Below are 20,406 nucleotides of genomic sequence, written 5' to 3'. Positions count from 1 at the left end.
ATTTAAATCCGTATACTACTGATGTGGCTTTAGTTGGAAAGAGGCTCCGGTACTTTGGGCATCATCAACAAACCAAATTACGCGGCGAATACCACGTGTAGCAGCAACATAAGCCAGTCTGTAAATCTCATCGGTCGCAGCTTCATCATAAGTCTGATTGAAAATACCACTTACTTCATAAACAGCATTCCTGAACCTGTGGTTTAAATCGTAACGTGTATCTCCGCAAAGAATAGCCACCTCAGCCTGTAAACCTTTTGATTGATGGAAGGTATATTGTTTTATACCCGCTAAAGAACCGCGCCATTTTAACTCGTCAACTACTCTATCTCGTACATCCCTTGTCCGTGACAATATCATTACTTGATTTTTGTCCTTATTGGGTAAATTCGAAACCCAATTTTTCTCTTCAATAATTTGGTCGGCGATAGACTGGATGTCTTTATCCATTTTAAAGTCTATCCCTGTTATCAATTGCACCCCAAGACAACCGGTATCGTTTTCCTTAACGGCTATTGCCTTTTTGTCTATTTTGTTCTTTACCGGTCTCAGTATTTTTTCAGCATCTCTTAAGATAGGCTCCAACGACCGATAATTGTGCATCATTTGGTAATAAGCAGGTTTCCCACCTAAGTCTCTATGTACGGGAAAATACTTGTGAAAATTGATGAATAACTCCGGTGCACTGCCTCTCCAGCCATAAATAGACTGCCAGTCATCGCCAATGGCCATAATGGAGGGAGCATAGCCATTTGACACAAGTTTCCGGTGTATGGCTTTAATCCAGTTGACAATCTGAGGGGAAATATCCTGAAATTCGTCAATCAGCAAATGCTTGAAATTAAATAATTGCCGGCAATTTTGTGGTAGCCCGTTTTCATCGTTTGCACCGCGTAAAAACAGGTGGTTAAACAAAACAATTTTGTTTTCCGACAATGTTTTTCCTAGATACGGTATGAAATGGAAAAGTGCAGTAGCAAATTGATATTCATCGTAAGATTGCCTAAAAATTTTCTTTTCAAAAATCCTTTTAATCGCATCAGGAACTTCCATTCCAAGATTTTCAATAAAATTTGCTTCCGTGAGCAAGGCTTCTTCAATTGAAGTTTTGCTTATATCACCTTCTAATTGAAATTCGAAACGTGGAGCCTCTTTCGGAATCTCGTTTCCTTCTGCGAATTTCAAGGCGGATTTCAGTTTTTCCAGAACATCCGAAGTTTGAACATGCAGATACTCAGTGGCAATATATTGAAGGACAATATTCTTTTTCATCATTAATGCAATGGGTATCGTTTTGACTTGTTTTAGTAATTCCTCATTATCAGTGGTTATTTCCTGATTATTTTTACGACCGCGTAAACTGATAAACAAAGGAATATCCTGTTTATCGGTTTTAATCATGGCATTGCAATAAAACAAATGGCCGTCATAGTAACCTAAAGGCTTCGGTACAAGATCAATATCCAAACCGGCACGCTCAAAGTCTTTTTTCCATAGTTTGTTCACTGTTTCAGTTAACAGAAAATCCCTGTCAGATGCTATCTTGAGCATTTGATTGTTGTAATCCTTACCGGAATCGGCCAATTTGAGTTTCTTAGTAAGAATGGTTTTTTTGTACAGTTTGACGATAGCATTTCGAAATTTAGCTACATCATAAAAGCAGTTGCGGTATGCTTCTAGCACAACCTCTCTCTGCTCATCCGTCAGTTTGCTTGCAAAAAGCGGATTAAATCCGTCCTGTGCTTCGTTATTTCCTAAAAACTCAAATATCTCAAAGTTTTGGTATTGTCTGCACGAGAGTGCATAAAGGGCTGAATGGAATGTTCTTACTAACCGTTTTAATTGTTTATCCAATTCGTCCTCATTCAAATCAATGACGTTTTGCCATTCTTTAAAAGAAAAGACCTTTTTTATTTTCTCTCTCAACTCCTCACACGAAGCACGGGTAAAAGAAATCAACTGAATTTCATTAATGTCGATTTTGAGATAACAGACCATAAATACTACCCTGAGTACCAGGGTAGTGGACTTACCCGAACCTGCCCCGGCAACAACGCTCGACGCAGGATGATCGGAAAATATCATTTCCCATTGTGAGTCGCTGGGCATGGAAACCAGACCAGCGTCAGCGGCTTTCTGCGTATCATCAATCATCTGACGTTTGAGAGAGTCTGTTACAGCAAACTTTTCAGGTCCGTAAATGGATTCATCAAAACCGTTTTCGGGAAGTGAAACATTGTCTTGATATCGGATCCGCAATTCTCGGGGGGCGTCATTCCCTTGCCGGAAACCTAAATCAAAAGACTTTTTCAGGGCATCGAGGAAATGGGTGGAACATATTCGGCTTGCGAACCGTACCCAAAGAGACCGGCTTTGTTTGAGCAGGTCGAAAAGCGGATCATCACTCGCTTTGGAAGTAGATGGCTTTTTGAGTTGTTTATCCAACCCCATTCTCCTCGCATCTCATTAATTATCTTCAGGCAGACAGCGAATCGTTCCTACGGCAGGCGGGGACGAATCGCTTATAGATGCAAAACCTGTTCGTGTTTTAGGGTCATAGGAAACAGTATTGAGTCGATAATGAAATAACTTATCCAATCGGCTAGCAATTTCAGAGTCCCAATGCGCGAACGGATCGTGCAATTCACTTGTAGAGAGCAATATACCGAAAGAAAAGGCTGTATCGCAACCTTCATCATCTAACAGATTAGTGGGGAAGACTGTTCGGCCATCGTCACTATTCCCGATAATGATTACTTTTGTTTGTGTTATCGCCTGCCAACATGAAATATCCGCTGGGTTATCATACTTATATTTGGTTTGTTTACCGGAATAATCTGTTTCTATGACTGAAAGCTCCCCGTTTTCATACAATAAGTGGACACGATCCGTAACCTTATCGAGGATTGCTTGTGAAATGTATTCAGTATCGTTCATGCCGATATATAAATCAATGCCCCATGCGTATTCCATGTCATGAAGTATTTCTTCATTGCTCAGCGCCGGAATCGCTCTGATGTCTCTGTTCTTTATTTTAGTCTGTTGAATTGCAATATATCGGTTACGTTGTTGCTCTGAACCACCGGTAACCAGGACAATTTTTTTCATCTCAAACCTCCGATAAATTTACGGGCTGCTTAAAAATTCAGACGGTCTGTTGGACCGTCTGAAAACCATCATTAAGCAGATTCTGTGTGTATCTCTTTCGTGTTGACCGTAATACCTGATGTCTCTTTCAATATACTGGCAATAACGGATAGGCTGCCTTCGCCCCAATTGCGGGCAATTACCGGAACTATCTGCGCGACAAATTCCGGTGGGCTGCCAGCCGGAATAATCGCTTCCAGTACCGAACGAGCCAGTTCTTCAGCGTTAACCGCGTCACGCCAGTTGAAACTTTCCATCTCCTCCGGCGAAACATATGCAGGTTTAGAAACCTCAACCGGTTTCTTTGCCTCAATATGTACATTCAACTCGGGAACATGTGGGATAGGCAGGAAAGCGCGATCTTTGAGGGCAGGGTCTTCATCATAGATAATCTTTTCTGCATAGATAGCGGACATCCCTGCCATACTGATGATGCAGTCGGAATTCGGCATGACCTTGAGCTCGTCGGGGTTCATGACCGCACGCTTTTGATCACTGACACTCACTCCGCTACTGCTGCTTTTACCTCGAGAGCGGGACGTTCCTTTCGCCTTATAGGTATAAAATCCGATCAACTTACTCAATTCTTCCGCATCGTTTTGTTCGCGAGGTGCAAAAATCATACGGACGGCAAAGTTGGAGAAGAACGTCTGCCGTGCTGTACTGCCATATACTTCTTCCACCTGTGAAGGAGTTTGAAAGACGAGAATAGGGCGGATACCGTAACCGGCCAGATAGCCCACTCCTTTTTCGATGGCAGGGATATTGCCTAGTGCGGTAAATTCGTCTAATAGCAACAGACACTGATATTTCAATTTTGGGTTGTCAGACGGCAGACCCTGCTGGACATTGACATCGCATAATTGGCTGAAAAACAGTTTCAACAGCGTGCTATATATTTTCAGTTCATTGGGAGCAACACCCAAATAGATGGTTGTCGGCTCCATGCGCAGTCTATCTAAGCGGAAATCGTCGCCGCTTGTAGCAGCCTCTACCGCAGGATCAAGAAAGATTGACAAAGGTGCATTCATTGTTGATACGACGCTTGCCGCCTCTTTTTCTGCTTTTTGGAGAAAATCCCTCAGTAAGAATACGCAGTTCCTACTAAGACTAGCCGTAGAAGAAACAGAACGCAATTCCAGTTCGTCATTTATCCATTCCTTCAAAGTCTTACCGTTGGCGGGGGAGGTAAGTCGGAAAAGATTGGTCATTGTTGTCATATTCTGCATTAGATTGAGATCACGTTCCTTCTCGGTTTCAATCAAATACAGCAGCAACCCTGTGAACAATTTCTGTGCAGCTTCTTGCCAAAAATTCGAGCCGTCCTTATCGTCATTTCTAAGCGGATAAAAAATTGCCGCCACGGATAGTGCGTCCTTGTAGGTATAAACAGGATCGCGGCGTACATAAGTCAGCGGATTCCAACGATGACTGATCAGCGGCGCGTCAGGCTCTTCGGTGTGGTAAGGCATCGTTCCTGACGGATTGAAGAAAAACACCTTCTGCCCGTGTTTGGCGCGGAATCCGGCGGTAATCAGAAAGTTTTCCTTCTTTATATCGTTGACCACCATACTGTGTCGGTAGTGCAGGCAATTGGGTATAACAAAACCTATACCTTTGCCGCTTCGGGTACGGGCAGCCAAGTAGAGAAAACCATCGTTTGACCAACGCAGATATTTCCCTTTGTATTTGCCCAAAATCAGGTCCGGCACATCCTTTCCCTTTTTTCGTTTCTTTGCTGACGGGTTATCTAACAACCCTGATTTCCTGATTTCGCGCTCGCTCGCAAACCTTGAAGAGCCGTGCAACTCCTTTCTTTTTCCCCTCAGAACCGAGACCAGTAACATAATCAGTCCGACCACAGGGATAGCGGCTGCAACTGCCGTCGAAACCTTCAGCGGAAAAACCATGCCTTGCGGTAACCGGTCGAAATGCTGCCAATAGGCATAAAGCAAAGATAACGACGGTGCAGTTTTAAGTCCCAGCCATTTCGTATAAACCACCGCTCCTAGATACAGACCGACACATATGGTAGTAATAGCTAGTAGCAGGGATAGCAGAATGTCGGTTACGGGTTTTCTCATTACAAATACTCCAAAATAAAGCCCGCCAAAAGGCGGGCATAGAAAACTCAGTATGTGGCAGGTGGTTGTGCCAGCCGTTATTTCTGAACCGGCTGTCCGACGGAAGTTTTCATCATGTCGTGAATACCTCCGGAAACCCTTTCACGAGGGCTGGTTCGTATAATCTGCATCTCTTTGCCAATTACTTCGAACACGGTTTTTTCAGAGCCATCTCGCCCCTGAACCTGCCGAGACTGTACTTCCCCCCATACTTGCAGGCAGTCACCTTTTTCCATCAGTCTGCATACGGTTTCTGCCTGTCCTCCGTACAATATGACGGAAAACCATTCAGTGCGCTCTTTCTGTTCGCGCGTCTCACGGTCATTCCACGTTTTTTGTACGGCTACTGACACATTCGTAACCGCCCGACCGTCGGGCATATACCGTAATTCTGGATTACGTCCTAGGTTGCCCATAATTTCGATTTTATTGACATACGGCATTTACTATCCTTTCAAAATTGCTGGGTATAAAAAAGCCATCCTAAACTTCGGATGGCTTTGAGTTTTGCGTGATATTACGGAGATTGTGTCTTTTCCTGTTGTTCGATTTGGGTAATGGTCTGTATTGCTCGTAGCAATTCATATTTAGCATCATCAGACGAAATAAAACTTTCAAGAGAATAGTCTGCCTCATTTCTGGCATTTCTGAGTTTTTCCATTTGTCTTCCGATGACTTTTAGCTTCCTATCGTTACAGGATTTGAAAAAATTAATGAGTTGCTTGTGTCTAGATTGCCCTGATTCATAGGTAAATCCCAAATAGTTGCTGGCAAAATTCAGACTTATATGATAGACACCATAATAGATACGGCTGATGGCATTCCTGTTGTTTATTTCAACATTACCAAGCATTAATTTTCCACTTGACATAAAGTCTTGAGGCTCAATCATATCTCAACATCCTATTCCGTGACTGGAGTTGAATGGTCGACAGGAGATGTTGAAATTTATCAGATTTGAATCAACCGAATCTTCCATATCAATCAATAAGGCTGACAATGCTTCGTCAGCTTCTACCAACTTTGCAAGGTTATTGCAAAAACAGAGCATTCTTAATTCAATAACGTTATCTAATTCTACTGAATAATGGAAAGCATACGTAGGTATCTGAAACCCTTTTTCTTTTAGTAGTTCTTTACCAGCTAAAATTACAGAAACTAAAACAGCTTCTTTGATTTTTGTATTTTTCAGAAGTTGCAACAAACGTATCAGACCAACGTTTTGGTTTGGGTTGTGGGATGTCATCATGTTAAGGCGTTCGATAATCAGTCCGGGTTGCTCCATAAAACCATACAACATTCCGAGCTGAGCCAGCGCTCTTAACAATAAAGGGTCATTTGTATTTCTGGAGGCCTTGAACATTTCTTCTAGATATACGATTGCATCATCAAAATATCCCATTCTGTTTAAACCAATCAACCTGTAAAAACTAGCATTATTCAGGACTTCCGGTGCTGAAATAAAATCAAAGTGTTTGTCGAAATTGTTCTTACGGTTATTGATTGCATCCAGTATACCCAGTATCAGATAACCGAAAGAAGCGTCCGGTGTGCCAAACAAAGACTTTGCATCCCGTTCCAATCCGGAAAGCAGCAGCGGGCGCGGATTTTCTTGCTCCAGTGCTTGATCAAGCCTTTGTTTCACAGTTGATGTAATAGTTTCAGCAACAGCCATTTCAAACCTCTCTTTAATGTCTGACAATTTTATAGGATTCTTCATCTATAGGCAAAATCGCATATACGATGATATTTGATGATGTTAGTCCCCAAGTCCCTCATCATCTATGTAAACAGACATATCCAACTCTTTTCACAAGGTAAAAAGGTCGTCTGAAAAAGTTTTCAGACGACCTTGTATTACTGTAAACGCCCTTGCATAGCGTAGTATTTTTCGACAGGATCGAAGTAAAGTTCGGTCATGCGGGTTTTTTCAAAGTAACAGATCACGTCAATAGTGGAACGGACAGTGTTAAGAATATAACTGGGATCCATAGTTTGGCCGGTAGCTGATTCTTTGGCCAACTGCATGATGCGGTAATGAACATCACGAGCACTGTTTGCATGAACGGAAGTCAGTCCTCCCGGGTGTCCGGTATTAAGAGCGGCAAGATAGTCCCAAGCCTCATCACCCCTTAATTCCGTCAAAAAAATCCGTCCAGGTTTAAGCCGCATACACGCCGCAATAATCATTTTGGCTGTGATGTGCCCACTGTAAAACAAATGTGCATGGTTAGGGTGTAAAGGTAGATCGAGTTCGTGAGTGTCTTCAATAGTAACCAGCCGTTCATGAGTGGGAATCATGTCGGCCAGTGTCTTGGTAAACGTAGTCTTACCCGACCCCGTACCGCCTACCATGCAAATATTCAACCTCTGTGCTATCGCAATTCTGAAAAATTCATTCAGTTCGCCGTTGGCTTTATGTTCCAACATTTTGTACTGCCAGTCGGTCAATTTGACGTCAGACGGTAGCTTCATCCTGTCGGATACGTCACGGACCCAGCGGCTCTCTATTTCGATTTCCGACTCTGTACGACGTTCTGCCACGCCGTGCCCCGATACGTCGTTAAAACCATTCAGACGACCTGTATCAAGATAGTCCGACATCGTGAAACGGCTGTTCGAAGGTTTGCGGAAAGCAAAAACAACCGTTCCGTTTTCGCAACTGGGGGACATCATGATGTGGCCGCGCTCACCGTCGGGTAGCGTTACCGAATGAATGGGGGATTCGTATGAGATATGCTTTTTATTGTAAGTACATAGTGTATTTGCCAGTTTTTCCAATACGGGCAGGGGTAAATCAGGTCGTTCAATACGGCGGCAGCCGTCGGCATCTTCAAGAAACACTTCCCCAGGTCGGTTTATGAATACTTCGGTTACTCCAGGGGTATTGAGATATTCCGTCAGCTTCAACTTGTCCAGTAGATTGCGTGACGAAACAGAATTATCGTGAACCATTACATATTCCTTTGTTATTAACGGCTTGTTCTATAACTGCCAGTCAGTGGCAGTTATAGAACAAGCCGCTCCTTTTAAGTGAGCGGCTTCGGGTCAATATCGGTTGGAGACCGTTACGTTTTCATATACCCCTGAAAAATCTACATCACGGGCAACAAAGACCATGATTTCCGTGCCTTGATTGACGTATCCGGTTGGTGGAATGTTGATGCTGTTCTTCAGGGCTTCGGTAGCCATTTCCTGTGCGGTATTACCCGTATTTTCATACGAAATGTGGTTGTTATTACCCGACGTGCGGTTCTGTCCATTACTGAATCCGTTGCCTATGTCGCCAATCATGCTGATCATGATGGCACCGCCGAACCGCTGCCAAAAGTGATAATTCACTTTGGCAGGATGCCCTGATGCGCCGAGCGAATCGCCGCCGGGACTGTCCAGGGCCACACGGATGCCTTCCGGTGTCTCCAATGTATTCCACAAAACAAAAACTCGGGCCTGACCATGTGTCAGCGCGGAAGTCTGTTCGCCGATAATGGTAGAACCACGCTCAACCAGCACCGTCTTGCCGTTGGCCGAATAGACGTCACGTGCCACTTGGCAACGGGTTAAACCGGGATGGGTTGTGACAATCTTTGTGGTAGTGACACAGGGAATACCCGTACCGCGATTCAACACATAGGTTAAGTCGCCGCGACTTTCAGCAACGGTAGGCTTATAATTTCCAGGGCTCAGTCTTGCGGTCAGCGGGTTGCCCGAAGAGATTGACGAACCTACATCCGTTTCTCCGACAACCGTACTGTCAGGGCGTATGTTAGTAAGTGTGGCTGCCGCAGCGCCTGAAACTGTTCCTCCATCCATGCCTTGAGGGGATAGATCCACATCAAAACGCTCGTCAGGCGGAATTTCTTTTCTAACGACCGTTTCAGATCCCGTTTCAGGGTCCGTTTTCGGAGGCTGTGGATTTGATGCAGATCTTGCTTCACTCGCCGCGGCAGGCTTGGATGCTGCGGCTGGCGGAGTATCGGGAGCCATTTCTAAAATTTCATCTTGCTCTGCTTTAAAATTTTTACTGTCTGCCTTACCGTCAACCACTTCCTCTTCCGTTTTTTTCTCTACTTCGTCGGAACCTCCGGAATAATTAAACAGAGCGGCTGCGGAAACTCCGGCAACAGCCAATGCAGCAAACAGGAACATCATGTTTTTCATGGTGCTCCTGCTTTTAACATTTAGGTCGGTAGGAATGCCGCGTTCAATGCTGTCGTCACCGATACGTTCTTGCAGGCTCGGTTGTTCATCATCGGGTCTGATTTCGTTTTGCTTCATTTTTTATCCTTTTTCATACGGACGGTTCGGCTTTGAGTACTGCCGGTCAGATTGAACTTACCTTGCGGGTTGTAACTGCGGTTCTCTATACCGAGAACTGCGTTATTCAGCCGCAAAACAAATTTTTCTGCCGTTTCATGGACAATCAACGTATCGCCTTCAACATGACTGTTTACGGCAGCTTCAGATCCATCGGCCTTTACTCTGAATACGGCCGGCAAATCTTTAGCATTGTCATAACGGAAGTAGGTAAAACGACCGTCGTCGTAAATTTCGGTCGGTGCCAATGATTTTTTGCCGCGCCCCCAATAATTCCGGTTATAGTCGCCACCGCTAGGATTACGTGCTTCGTTGGCACGTAAAACGGCAGCAGCTTCAACCTGTTTCGACATTTCAGCCTGTTGCCGTTTGCGGACATCGTTCGGATAGAGAAATTCCAATACAAACGTAGGTGGATGATTTTGATCTGCCATTTTTAAATCAAGCGAATAACGGCGTTTTTTGTTGGATACCATCAATAAGTTGGTGGACGGTTGGGGTTTGGTTGGTTTGAAAAAAATATTGTTTCCGCGAACCTTCACCCCCCAGGCTTTACCATATCCCGTTACCAAACCTTCATTCACGGGATTGGCAACATCAACCGTTTCTCCATCCTCCAACTGAAGCAAAGTTGCATATCCGACTTTTGCCCTTACAACCACAACATCATATGGATTATGGTTGATACTTTGAATCCTCTTATCATATGGTGAGCGGTTGGGATTGACTGCGGCCAGAGCCGTCTGAAAAGACAAACCGGCCACAAGGCCGGTTATCAGCAAGGTTTTTTTCATCATTGCGCAACCTCTTCGGTAACGTTGTAACTTAACACTTGAAAGCCCAGAGGATTAATATCTCGAACCGCCTCGGTCATTGGGGTTGTCTTAAACTCAAAGGCAATAGTGGCAATCATTTTTTGCGGCGGTGCCGGTTTGATTTCGGAATTACCCACAGGAACCAACCGTTTTTCAAACCGTACCTGCGCCATATCACCTACAAACGAGATATTGGTCACCTTTACAAGCACTTCGGCATTTTGTTTCAAAACCTTATGCGGTGCAGTTGGACTTTCGTAAAAAGCTCGGTATTTGGCTTGAACTTCGGGAGAATTGAAGAGTTTTGTCGTATCATAGGTCGCCTGAACCGTATTCCAGTTATAACCTTCTCGGAACATGACATATTGGCGCAGCCAGTGTCGATTAATCACCTCATCGTAAGTCATCTGTTTGTTTTTAATAGTAGTTACGATATTGGTCTCTCCCGTAGTCTTATCTACTTCGATAACAAAGGGAAAGGCCTCTTTTAAGGGCGTAAGACTGGTAACGGCAACAACAGACAAACCTGCAATAACTAGTCCGCCAATACCGACGCGCTTCCAAGTGCTTGCATTTTGCTGTGCGATATCCACCAAGGTTTTTTCAAATCCCAGTGCCATCCGGATCATTTGATCTACTTCTTTGCCGATGCGCTTTTTTTGCTCTTTCTGCAACTGTTCTTCATTCTGCGGTTGTTTGGTTTTTTTACGGAAAAACATTATCGTGCTCCGGTATGTTGCTGAACGTTAATCGGAAATGCCTGCCCATAAGGTTGTTTGGGTGCGGAGGAGCAGGCGGCCAGAACGGCGGCAAGTGCAGCCAATAAAATTACTTTCATATCAATTTCCTTTTTTAAAAGTAGAAAAAAGCCCGCACAGTGGATACTGTCGGGCTTTTAACGCTCAGGTATAAATCAGTTGTCGTACCAATCTCTGCGGTCGGAACTGGCCATTCCTACCAATGCGATAGGGAACACCAAAGCCATCATAATGGCAGGGCCGATGTTGTTATGGCGGTTCAAATAGGCAATAAATACTAAACCGAACACGATACCAACTCCTAGCAACATTTTCATAATGGAATTTCCTCTCCTTTATTTGATGTTATCAAAGGCATAATCATTAACAAATGCGCTCCAGTCGCGGCCGTTATGCAGGTTTTTGACCGTAACGCTTCTTCCATATCTGTCGAGCAGGTAGATGGTATAACTATGAGAAGCCCAGCCGAAAATACTTTGCCGGTACTGTGCCTGATCAAAGTTTTCCCAGCGAATGCCGCGAATACCTTCAGACCATGGAAACAGACCGCTGTAATACCATACACCGGTCTCATCCATATAGGCACGGCAACAGGAGAGTCGGAACAGTATCCAACCGAACCCGAGCAGATACAGCAGTGTCAGACCGTACAATACCGTTTGTGCCGCGCTTTTACCTAATGTCAAGCCAAGTATCCCTGAAATAATGGCAAAGGTAGAAGACACAACAAACAGATAGAGCAGGATGCCTATAACAAAATACTGGATATACGCAACCCAAGACAGGCGTGCAGTCATGTTCGACTCCTATCGATTAAATTAAGATGGGCGTTTGTTGGATACCGGGGAGACACCGCCGCCACTACGGCGATTGGAGGCCGCATTGAGTGTGGCAGTTCCGGCCCGGCCTACTAAACGGCCCGCAGTACCTAAACCGCTTACGAGAGACATCATATGACGGGAAGCACCCGACACAGCCGCACCACCCGTCAATGCTGAGGCAATACTCGGAATGTTGAAAACGACGACTAGGAAGATGATGGTTTGTAACAAAAACAGCGGTGGTAGTAATTCAGCAGAAACATAATCGAAGGCACTTCCACTTAAAGCCATGTTAATCGCCTTATCAAATGCCGCCATCTGTATTTTAACCAACAGGACAAACATCGTGCAGGTCAGAATATGGTTCAGACACTGGCCGATCCAGTTGATCGCGTACTGCCGCGTTGCCGGAAACAACAGGCAGCCGAGAAATAAAGGGCCTATCATCAACACCAATGCCAGCGATACCTTAGCAACCATATAAAAGGCAAAAGAGAGCCCAACAACCAATGCTCCACAAATCGTGATAACCAAACCTATTTTGATAACTATTCCAAAATGAACTCCAATATCATACCATTGATATTTTTCATGAAGTTTTGAAATAGTATCTAATAAGTCCATCAACAATTTCCAACTGGCATCCATTGCCGACGCATCCACTTTGTAGCCGCCGGCAAAGATTCCGGCAATCTCGTCCGGCATTCCGTAAATGATATGGGCCAGTTTCATGTAAGTCGCCGGAGCCAACGAGAGTCCGATAATCAACATCCATCCGCAGCATTTTTTGATGAAATCCACTGCCAGAACATCAAGACTAGAATTGTAATAATCCCAAATGACAAGCAGTACATAAAAAGAAAAACAGGCGACGAACAGCGGTGTAATCTGCCCAATAAAATCCCCGGTCTTATCCAGAAGATTCTGCCCCAAATCCGCCCCAAGCGTTTTGGCCACGTCGGCAAAAAAGGTTGACATAAACGTCTCCAATAAAAAAACCACCGTCGGAACGGTGGTTTTGCAGGGTTATTCGGTAGTTATTTTTCAGGAACAGGAAATTTTTTATCACAATCCACATTCGTGTTATTGATTCTGTTATCTCGAATACAATTATCACGTTTTTGTTGGATTTTACTGATTTCCATATCCTTGTTCATCTTCTCATAAAACTTTTCTTCTTCGGATTGACCGCAGGCGGACAATAATAATGTTGCATAGATCAGTCCCAACAGATGAAGTTTCATTTCAGATGTCCTATTAATGGTTTAACTACACGATTTGTTTGTATTATTAATTCTGTTATCGCGGAGACAGTTATCATATGCCTGTCGTTTCTTAAACTGGACTTTTTCATCCAGCGCCATATACCGCTCCATCATATCCAGCCGAGTTTGATTCTGTTGGATATAGGCCTTTTCCAAGGAGATACGGTTTTGCAGGTCTGCGGCCGCTTTCGCATCTTGGGTAGTATTTACCCTATCCATCAACGCCTTTATGTTTTGGAAGCGTAGTTCTGAATCCTTGATGGCTTTCAGAGTAAGATCAAAATGTTTGATCAAACGCTCATTATCCGCGTTTTGATTATAGCCTTTGGAACTCAATAGATTGTTAAAGTTCCCATCTTTCGTCTGCATGGCTGCATCATAAACCGATTTCCACTCATCAGGCAGTTGTTCAAGTGCGTCGGTTTTCAGGATATTGCCCAAATTACGGTTGCCGGTCAGGGCTTTGACTTGGTTCTTCAATTCGGTAATTTGCTTGATCTGGTTTTGAATTTGTTGCCCCAATTGAACACCCTGCTGAATGGCTTGGGCGACAGAGGCACCGTCGAAAACCGGAATACCGCTCGCCATCGTCGGGGCAGAGGTAGCAACCATCAGACCCAAAGCTAATGCCACCGCTGTTTTTTTGACTTTGTACAGTTTCATGGAAATCTCCTACGAATAATGAGAAATGCCGCATTGTGCGGCGGAAGGGGGAGGCCGTCCGTAAACGGCAGGAAAGTAAAAGGCCGTCTGAAAACAGTTTCAGACGGCCTATGTGTTTATATTTCAGTGAATATCTGCGTTCAGCTTTTCTCCTTCGAACTAAGTGGATGTTTTACCAGATACAGCCTGATAAAGCAGTGGCAGCCAAACATCGGGGTCTTCGCTGCCAGTTTCTTCCATAATGCGGTGCATCAGGGCAACATTTTCTGATGTGCCTGAAAGTACGACCAACTCGTCATGAAAGTCGTGTAAATCAAGAGTAGCGAACGTACTCTGCTTACTTTGCTTAATCAGGAAAATACGGCTTTCAAGCGGTAATTTGAGAAGTTCGGCGCATTCTTTATCGGAAAGGCCGCATTTCATGTAAGATTCTTTGCTGCCGTCAGGGTTAGGTAGGAAAATTTTGGTCGGCGTTTGCTGTACGATGGCCGCAAAATTGGGAGAGTTGGCAGCATCTTCCGGCGACTGGGAATCCAAAATCAAAAACTCACCTGATTTACGGCCGGTTTTCAGTGTTTTAAGCATCAAATCGGCTGTAATATCAAACCGGTCGGCATACCAGAACTCGGCAATGACTGAAGCCATCAAACTGCCTTCATCTGCCACACGGTCTGCCATTATTTCCTTCAAATACAGCAGATAAGCCAATACCGGACCTGTCGGCTCGTAATCATCTTTCAAGATACAGGTTACGTCCAGACCGATACGGAAAAACGCTTCCGGATCAAAGCGGTTTGACAGGCTGTCCAGGCACCATGCAAATTCTCCGCCCTCACTGCGGCACCACTTGGAGAGACGCGTACGCAAAGAGTTTGGTGCGGTAGAGTATGGCAAGTTGTCCAGCAGGGTGCTGAAATTACGCAGGTCAAACTCCAGTTCGTAGAGTGTATCGACAGCCAACTTGATTTGTCGTTCCTCCGAAGCGTCTGCGCCGCCGGCACATTGTTTGACCAAGCGGTACAAGAAACTACGGTGTTTCGGCTGATCGGGCAGTTGGAACGGGTTAAAACCGTTGTCAACGCCTTCTTCGACCGCGTAGTAAGTTCCGCCTAATGCCCGAACGAAGATTTCCATCCCCCTATCTAAATCCAGAACAAACAGATAAGGATCAAACCGCGCCATAAAGGTCAGAATTGCGGTTTCCAGAGCGGTTTTACCCGTACCGGTTGCTCCAGTAATCAAAGTATGTCCCGCAATCCGTTTGCCGCGCATATTAATGTCTTTGCGGCTGTAATGCAGGTTCAGGTTAAACAGGGTGTTTGACAGCGTTTTCAACGGCATCAGCGGCGAACCGTCGCCAATCGGATTGCCCCAGCTTTTCCCTTGCGAATAGTTGTGCATTCCGAATACGGTGGCAAGATTGGTGGTTGTTTTCGGCATCATCCGTGGACGCTGTTTGTAACCCGGAATTTGGCTGAAAAAGGTTGAGGGCATTGAACCGGCTGCATGGACAAAACGGAATCCGTTTGCATTGAGGAACTCCGTCATCGCCGTCGAGCCGTTTTTACGGGCGGCTTTCGGGGTATCCCCATATACAACGAGGGAAGCGGAGTAATCGCCGAACATGGTGCGTCCGGCAGACAGCTCGCCTTTACCCAAAGTCAGTTCATCCTGCTGATCCGTCGCTTCGTCTTTTGCACTTTTCAAAGCGTTACGCTGTTGGTTGATGGCCGACTGCATATCAGCATTTTCCGTATAGATAAAACTTTGCGTCAGCGTAAATTCACACGGAAGTGACAAGACCGGCAGTAAAGTCATAATTTTACTTCGGCCGAAGTCCTTCAAATCATAGCAGGTAGCAAACTTGCGGTGTTCCGCACTTCTGATCTCCAGAATATCCGTACCGAAATGCAGGTCGGCAGTAGGGATGACTTTATATGCCGCAGAAGGGGTTAGGGGAATATTTTCCCTTAATCCCCCATTGCAAAGTGTTCCAAAGAATTGATAGACATCTGAAAATACCACCCCGTTCTCGTTTTCATAAACGCCCAACGGTTCGGGATCAAATATGCTTAATCCTTTTACGATCAAATCCAACAGCTCCGCCGTTTCTTCAACCCCATCTGAAAAATCATGGTATTTCAAGACGACTGATAAGTAGAACAAATTTTCAAAATAGTCTTTTTGGTTGAATTGTTCGATATAGTGATCTGCAAACTGTCGGCAGAAGTTATTTTTGAAAATATAGTTTCTTTTCAAATCAATTTTCTGCCGTTGGAGCGTCGTCCATATGGCAAGCCGACTACCATATTGCTTGCCAGCGGCATTCAAAACCCTTTTGAGGGTTTCGTTTGCCGCTATCAAGTGCCCGTCATTCACGCCTTCAAACGGAATACCGTCAAATTTAACGGTAAAGCCCAAGTAGCCGTTTTCATAATGCACAATGTGCTCAGCAACGTGCCGACTGACTTTCGGAAAAAAGTTTTGCTGCGGCGGCTGCCTCTTCAGTTTCTTCCTTAATAAATCGGATGTAATCATCGCGGTCTCTTCCAAATTTGGTTGCTGTAATGGTTAGGGTGTCACCGAAAAGATTTGACTTCCTCCGGACGAACCACCAGTAAATTTCCAAACCCAATATACGTAATGCCTGATCATCTCTTTTCGTGAGCACCCTCAAGAAATAGATACAGGGCAGGGCCAGCAGGAAAATCCCGAAAGCCTTCAAACCGTAAACAGGCATAAGGAACATGGCGGTAGCCATAAATACCACTAAGATAATAAAGCCCGGAATAATAGGAACTCCGGCCAGCATGGCGACACGTGACAGTCCCTCATAAGAACTGTACTCTGTGTCAATATTGATTTCGGGTAATCCGTTCATCCGTATTCACCCTGTGTCAATTAGAAGTTAACGCTTTTTGCTGCTTTAATAATCCCTGCCGCCAACGCCGGTCCGCATCCGAACAGAAAAATCCAACCGCAAACCCGAAGAATGTCTCCAATAGTTTTTTCTTGAAAATAACCGCCAACAGCAACCATGACAATTGCCACACCTGCAACAATAGCCAGAATGTTGTACCACTCTTGAAACCATTGTTTGACTGTACTCTCTCCGGTTGACAGGCCGCCGGCGGCCAAAGCCGTCTGAATACCACCCAACATTGCACTAAACAAAACCGCTTTTACCCATTGACGGGTGTTTTCACTCACATATTTCATTTTTGAAGCTCCAAAAAAAAGACCGCCAATATGGCGGATACAAAAAAACGACCATAAGGTCGTGTATTAAAAATCACCGAAAACATCCCAAGACTTAGGTTCTGGTTTTTGTAGAACAACTTGTTGATGTATTCCTCTTTCAATTCGGACAGGTGTATCAGAGAAATTGGATGATTCTGAGAATACTACCTTTCTGTATGGCGAATCCGAAGTTTTCTTATTGGCAACCGTTACCGGAACAGGTTGTATTGCAGCAGGATTTTTCCCACTTAAACGTGCGTAACGTGCTTTGACGTTGCGCACATAGTGCTGGGTTTCCCGATATGGTGGAATACCACCATATTTACGAACTGCTCCTTCGCCGGCGTTATAGCCGGCAAGCACTAAGTCAAGATTACAGCCGTGAATACTGGATCTATCAGGAAAATGGTTACATAAAAAACGCAGGTAACGAGTACCTGCGATGATGTTTTGTTCCGGATCGTAAAGGTATTTGGGGTTGACCCCCATTCGTGCTGCCGTTGGCGGAATAACCTGTAACAGACCCCGTGCATTTTTGTTAGACAGGGCATAACGGTTGCCACTACTTTCCCTGCCCATAACAGCCCATACAATGTTTTTATCCAAACGTTGCAATGCGGCATGTTTTTCAACTAAAGCCTCATATTGCGGGTATGGGGCGGCGGCAAACGCCGATGAATGACAGAGAACAAAGAGTGAGGTTGTCAGTTTCAAGATTTTTTTCATGTTTTGTTCACATCCTTCATTTTCTACAATACTTACATAAAAAAACGAAAATCTGAGCAAACTGAAAGTTAGAATGCTTGGATTTTCGTTCTTTGGGGTGTGTCCATTTTGTGACTGAAACACATTGAAATAAATAGTATGTGATGGTATGTGCAGACTTCACTTCTATTTAAAAACAATGGGTTAGGTTTTACATAAAGGACTTAAAATCCGTCGACCCTAAACAGGTCGTGCCGGTTCGATTCCGGCTCCGGGCACCAATAATATTTATTAATTACTGATACTTACAGATTTTAAATTCTAGTAAGACAGCTTAATTTCTTAAGCTGTCTTTTTTTCTTGTGCCTTATTTGTGCCAAATAGCGCATTTTCTGTGTCCAAGTTCCCGACAAGATCATGCAGAACATGAGCGTGTTGGTGTAAATGCTCCGGCGTGAGGTGTGCATACCTCTGAACCGAACCATAGCCAAAGTTTTCCAACCACCCATCTCCTGAAGCACTCTCAGCGGCACACCACGTTGAACAAGCCAGCTTGCCCAAGTATGGCGTAAATCATGCCAAGTAAAATCTTCAATTCCCGCTTGCTCTAGCGAGTATTTCCAATACCGGCTATCTATCTCCGTTATCGGATTACCACGTTTGTTCACGAAAACGAAAGTTTGATGCTTCCCTATTTGACGTTCCAATACCGAAACCGCTGCTTCATTGAGCACGACACCTAGAGCTTTACCGGCTTTCATTTCATCAGGATGATACCAGCAAATACGCCGTTCTAAATCAACCTGATTCCACTTCAACCCTAAGACATTTGTCTGTCGAAGCCCTGTATTCAAACTGAAAATAATCAAATCAGCAAAATAGCGGGGTTTTGCAGCATCAATCAGCCTTTGGGCTTCTTCCGGCTTCAACCAGCGAATACGGCTTTCACTCTCCCGATACTGTTCAATATGCGGGGCTTTATCCAGCCATTCCCATTTATTGACTGCTGCTCTTAAAATTGAGCGTATCAATGCAAGGTAGCGGTTTTTGGTACTGTCTTTACAGCGTAGTTTCCCAACTATGGCTTGTATTAAATCACGGTCAATATGGTGAAGATAAACGCCCTGAAGTTGTGTCAGGGCGCGTATCTTGGCTATATCGCCATCAATGCTTTTCTTTTGCGACTTTTCCTGAATCCAGCGAACTGCTGCTTCATCCCAAATTCGCTTTGGTTTTTCACCAAGATTTGAAACACGCCATGCTTCATGTTTGGGCTTATCCCTCAATTCTTCCGCTTCACGTTTGTTCTTGGTCTTAGCAGATCGTCTAACTCTTTTGCCGCTGGGTGCGATAAAGTCGATATACTAAATTCCGTTTCGCTCATAGATTCCGTTATTGTATTTAGGCATTTTTTTCACTCCTGCGTTCGAGTGATGCCTGCATTTGGGTATTTTCCAGTTCATGCAAAAACCCGTCAAGCGCGGCTTGTGTAATACAATATGCACGTCCGGGTTTGCTCGCTTTTAAACGACCTTCCCGGATATGCTCCTGTATGGTTTCAACGTGGCATTTGCATAATTCGGCTACACCCTCAACATCATAAGTTACAAACATAGCCTACTCCTACCGTCTGGCCACTTCATAAATACTGAAAGAGGCAGTCTCCAACAACATCACCAATTTTTTAACCGCCTGATACCGCTTGATTCTTGGTTCAATCATCAAATAACTGTTTGGACTAACGTAGAAACTCAAACAAAAATAACCCTGCTTGTCCGTATCAAACGGAATTAGCCAGTAGTGCGGGTATTCCTCCTCTGTCGGCGAGAATGCCGCATCTACCTTGATAGTGGCCACTACACGCTTTTCTTCAATCAGCATTCTGCGATTTCTCCTGATAAAACTGCAAAATACGATTGGCGTTTCTGAAGAAGCTGGCGGAATAGTTTTGTCCGGCCTTGAGACGGGCATAAGCCGTATTCGCTTCATAAAGTGAATTTTTAAACTCAATTACTTTACTCAACGGCCATTCGTTGAGCTTATGCGGCGGTTTGGCAATCAGCCGTTCGTAACCGCCATTCAGCATGGATTGTCTGAACTTCTCTTCATCTCCAGAAACAGCCATTTCCTGCTCCTTGTCAAAATATCCATTTCGCAATGAGTATCAAGGCAAGGCAAACTGCAACCGTGGCGACCATCGTGTAACGCATGGTTTTAACCACTTCATTGATTTGCGCTTCCGTGTGTACTGCAATCCGTTTCTGAATTGCGCCATACAGATGCCCCTCGCTCTCTTCCAACTGCTCATTGGTTTTGTGCAACAAATCGGCCAGTATTTGCTCGCGGTAGGTTTTGAGTTCTGCCGCCGCTTGCGTAATGGCTTCTTGCTGCTTTTCAAGCTCAATCAGAAATTCGCCCATATCACGTCTTATCAGTCTTTGCTGTATTTTCGAGATGTCCTTGATAGAGACTGACTACCGGTAACAGGTTGGGGAGCAGGTGGAAGCCCTGCGCTAAGATTAACGGTTTAAAGGCCGTCTGAAATGGTTCAG

Annotated in this window: 24 protein-coding genes; all 24 read right to left on the bottom strand. The window is 44.6% G+C overall.

Annotation, left to right across the window (positions count from 1 at the left end):
* Nucleotides 1-15 precede the first annotated feature (15 nt).
* On the bottom strand, nt 16-2,445 hold the full coding sequence (locus C7N83_RS01125) for a UvrD-helicase domain-containing protein (protein WP_170064753.1): 2,430 nt from the start codon (nt 2,443-2,445) through the stop codon (nt 16-18).
* 21 nt (nt 2,446-2,466) lie between these two features.
* On the bottom strand, nt 2,467-3,108 hold the full coding sequence (locus C7N83_RS01120) for a hypothetical protein (protein WP_106740004.1): 642 nt from the start codon (nt 3,106-3,108) through the stop codon (nt 2,467-2,469).
* Between the two features lie 71 nt (nt 3,109-3,179).
* Nucleotides 3,180-5,231, bottom strand: a complete 2,052-nt coding sequence (locus C7N83_RS01115) for a type IV secretory system conjugative DNA transfer family protein (protein WP_106740002.1) — start codon at nt 5,229-5,231, stop codon at nt 3,180-3,182.
* A 77-nt stretch (nt 5,232-5,308) separates the two neighbouring features.
* Nucleotides 5,309-5,713 carry a single-stranded DNA-binding protein gene (locus tag C7N83_RS01110; RefSeq protein ID WP_106740000.1) on the bottom strand — a complete coding sequence of 135 codons (405 nt, stop codon included), beginning with the start codon at nt 5,711-5,713 and terminating at the stop codon, nt 5,309-5,311.
* A 74-nt stretch (nt 5,714-5,787) separates the two neighbouring features.
* Nucleotides 5,788-6,162 (bottom strand): hypothetical protein, encoded by a 375-nt coding sequence (locus tag C7N83_RS01105; protein WP_106739998.1) that lies wholly within the window; start codon nt 6,160-6,162, stop codon nt 5,788-5,790.
* 3 nt (nt 6,163-6,165) lie between these two features.
* Nucleotides 6,166-6,945 carry a hypothetical protein gene (locus tag C7N83_RS15105; RefSeq protein ID WP_245911082.1) on the bottom strand — a complete coding sequence of 260 codons (780 nt, stop codon included), beginning with the start codon at nt 6,943-6,945 and terminating at the stop codon, nt 6,166-6,168.
* A 182-nt stretch (nt 6,946-7,127) separates the two neighbouring features.
* The gene (locus C7N83_RS01095) at nt 7,128-8,225 is read right to left on the bottom strand and encodes an ATPase, T2SS/T4P/T4SS family (protein ID WP_106739996.1); all 1,098 of its coding nucleotides are present in this window, start codon (nt 8,223-8,225) and stop codon (nt 7,128-7,130) included.
* Nucleotides 8,226-8,318: 93 nt separating this feature from the next.
* Nucleotides 8,319-9,548, bottom strand: a complete 1,230-nt coding sequence (virB10, locus tag C7N83_RS01090; RefSeq protein ID WP_106739995.1) for a type IV secretion system protein VirB10 — start codon at nt 9,546-9,548, stop codon at nt 8,319-8,321.
* Nucleotides 9,545-10,384 (bottom strand): TrbG/VirB9 family P-type conjugative transfer protein, encoded by an 840-nt coding sequence (locus tag C7N83_RS01085; RefSeq protein WP_106739993.1) that lies wholly within the window; start codon nt 10,382-10,384, stop codon nt 9,545-9,547. The genes virB10 and C7N83_RS01085 overlap by 4 nt, the downstream gene beginning before the upstream one ends.
* The gene (locus tag C7N83_RS01080; RefSeq protein WP_106739991.1) at nt 10,381-11,121 is read right to left on the bottom strand and encodes a VirB8 family type IV secretion system protein; all 741 of its coding nucleotides are present in this window, start codon (nt 11,119-11,121) and stop codon (nt 10,381-10,383) included. Before C7N83_RS01080 ends, C7N83_RS01085 begins: the two co-directional genes overlap by 4 nt.
* 194 nt (nt 11,122-11,315) lie before the next feature.
* Nucleotides 11,316-11,477, bottom strand: a complete 162-nt coding sequence (locus tag C7N83_RS01075) for a pesticidal protein Cry5Aa (RefSeq protein WP_106739990.1) — start codon at nt 11,475-11,477, stop codon at nt 11,316-11,318.
* Between the two features lie 18 nt (nt 11,478-11,495).
* A complete protein-coding gene (locus C7N83_RS01070; protein WP_106739988.1) occupies nt 11,496-11,957 on the bottom strand; it encodes a cytochrome C oxidase subunit III in 462 nt (153 codons plus the stop codon).
* 21 nt (nt 11,958-11,978) lie between these two features.
* Entirely contained in the window at nt 11,979-12,959 is a 981-nt protein-coding gene (locus C7N83_RS01065; protein ID WP_106739986.1) for a TrbL/VirB6 family protein, read from the bottom strand.
* 59 nt (nt 12,960-13,018) lie between these two features.
* Complete coding sequence (locus tag C7N83_RS01060) at nt 13,019-13,225, bottom strand: hypothetical protein (RefSeq protein WP_003759644.1); 207 nt, start codon at nt 13,223-13,225, stop codon at nt 13,019-13,021.
* A 21-nt stretch (nt 13,226-13,246) separates the two neighbouring features.
* A complete protein-coding gene (locus C7N83_RS01055; protein ID WP_106739985.1) occupies nt 13,247-13,909 on the bottom strand; it encodes a TrbJ/VirB5 family protein in 663 nt (220 codons plus the stop codon).
* A 159-nt stretch (nt 13,910-14,068) separates the two neighbouring features.
* A complete protein-coding gene (locus C7N83_RS01050; protein ID WP_106739983.1) occupies nt 14,069-16,351 on the bottom strand; it encodes a VirB4 family type IV secretion/conjugal transfer ATPase in 2,283 nt (760 codons plus the stop codon).
* 7 nt (nt 16,352-16,358) lie between these two features.
* Nucleotides 16,359-16,790: a VirB3 family type IV secretion system protein gene (locus C7N83_RS01045; protein WP_106739981.1), complete on the bottom strand. Its 432-nt coding sequence runs from the start codon at nt 16,788-16,790 to the stop codon at nt 16,359-16,361.
* Between the two features lie 20 nt (nt 16,791-16,810).
* Complete coding sequence (locus C7N83_RS01040; protein WP_003759653.1) at nt 16,811-17,128, bottom strand: hypothetical protein; 318 nt, start codon at nt 17,126-17,128, stop codon at nt 16,811-16,813.
* A gap of 66 nt (nt 17,129-17,194) precedes the next feature.
* On the bottom strand, nt 17,195-17,875 hold the full coding sequence (locus C7N83_RS01035) for a lytic transglycosylase domain-containing protein (RefSeq protein ID WP_106739980.1): 681 nt from the start codon (nt 17,873-17,875) through the stop codon (nt 17,195-17,197).
* A gap of 293 nt (nt 17,876-18,168) precedes the next feature.
* Nucleotides 18,169-19,140 (bottom strand): tyrosine-type recombinase/integrase, encoded by a 972-nt coding sequence (locus tag C7N83_RS01030; protein ID WP_245911081.1) that lies wholly within the window; start codon nt 19,138-19,140, stop codon nt 18,169-18,171.
* Nucleotides 19,141-19,255: 115 nt separating this feature from the next.
* Nucleotides 19,256-19,468: an excisionase family DNA-binding protein gene (locus tag C7N83_RS15600; protein ID WP_245911080.1), complete on the bottom strand. Its 213-nt coding sequence runs from the start codon at nt 19,466-19,468 to the stop codon at nt 19,256-19,258.
* A gap of 9 nt (nt 19,469-19,477) precedes the next feature.
* Nucleotides 19,478-19,735 (bottom strand): lipopolysaccharide heptosyltransferase, encoded by a 258-nt coding sequence (locus C7N83_RS01020; protein WP_106739978.1) that lies wholly within the window; start codon nt 19,733-19,735, stop codon nt 19,478-19,480.
* On the bottom strand, nt 19,725-19,979 hold the full coding sequence (locus C7N83_RS01015) for a hypothetical protein (RefSeq protein ID WP_146135065.1): 255 nt from the start codon (nt 19,977-19,979) through the stop codon (nt 19,725-19,727). Before C7N83_RS01015 ends, C7N83_RS01020 begins: the two co-directional genes overlap by 11 nt.
* Before the next feature lie 13 nt (nt 19,980-19,992).
* A complete protein-coding gene (locus C7N83_RS01010; RefSeq protein WP_106739974.1) occupies nt 19,993-20,274 on the bottom strand; it encodes a hypothetical protein in 282 nt (93 codons plus the stop codon).
* Nucleotides 20,275-20,406: the final 132 nt, after the last annotated feature.

Origin of the sequence: Neisseria iguanae (genome assembly GCF_003013245.1) — a bacterium.
GTDB lineage: Bacteria > Pseudomonadota > Gammaproteobacteria > Burkholderiales > Neisseriaceae > Neisseria > Neisseria iguanae.
Note: the sequence above shows the minus strand (reverse complement) of the source record. Positions and strands in the feature narration are given on the sequence as shown.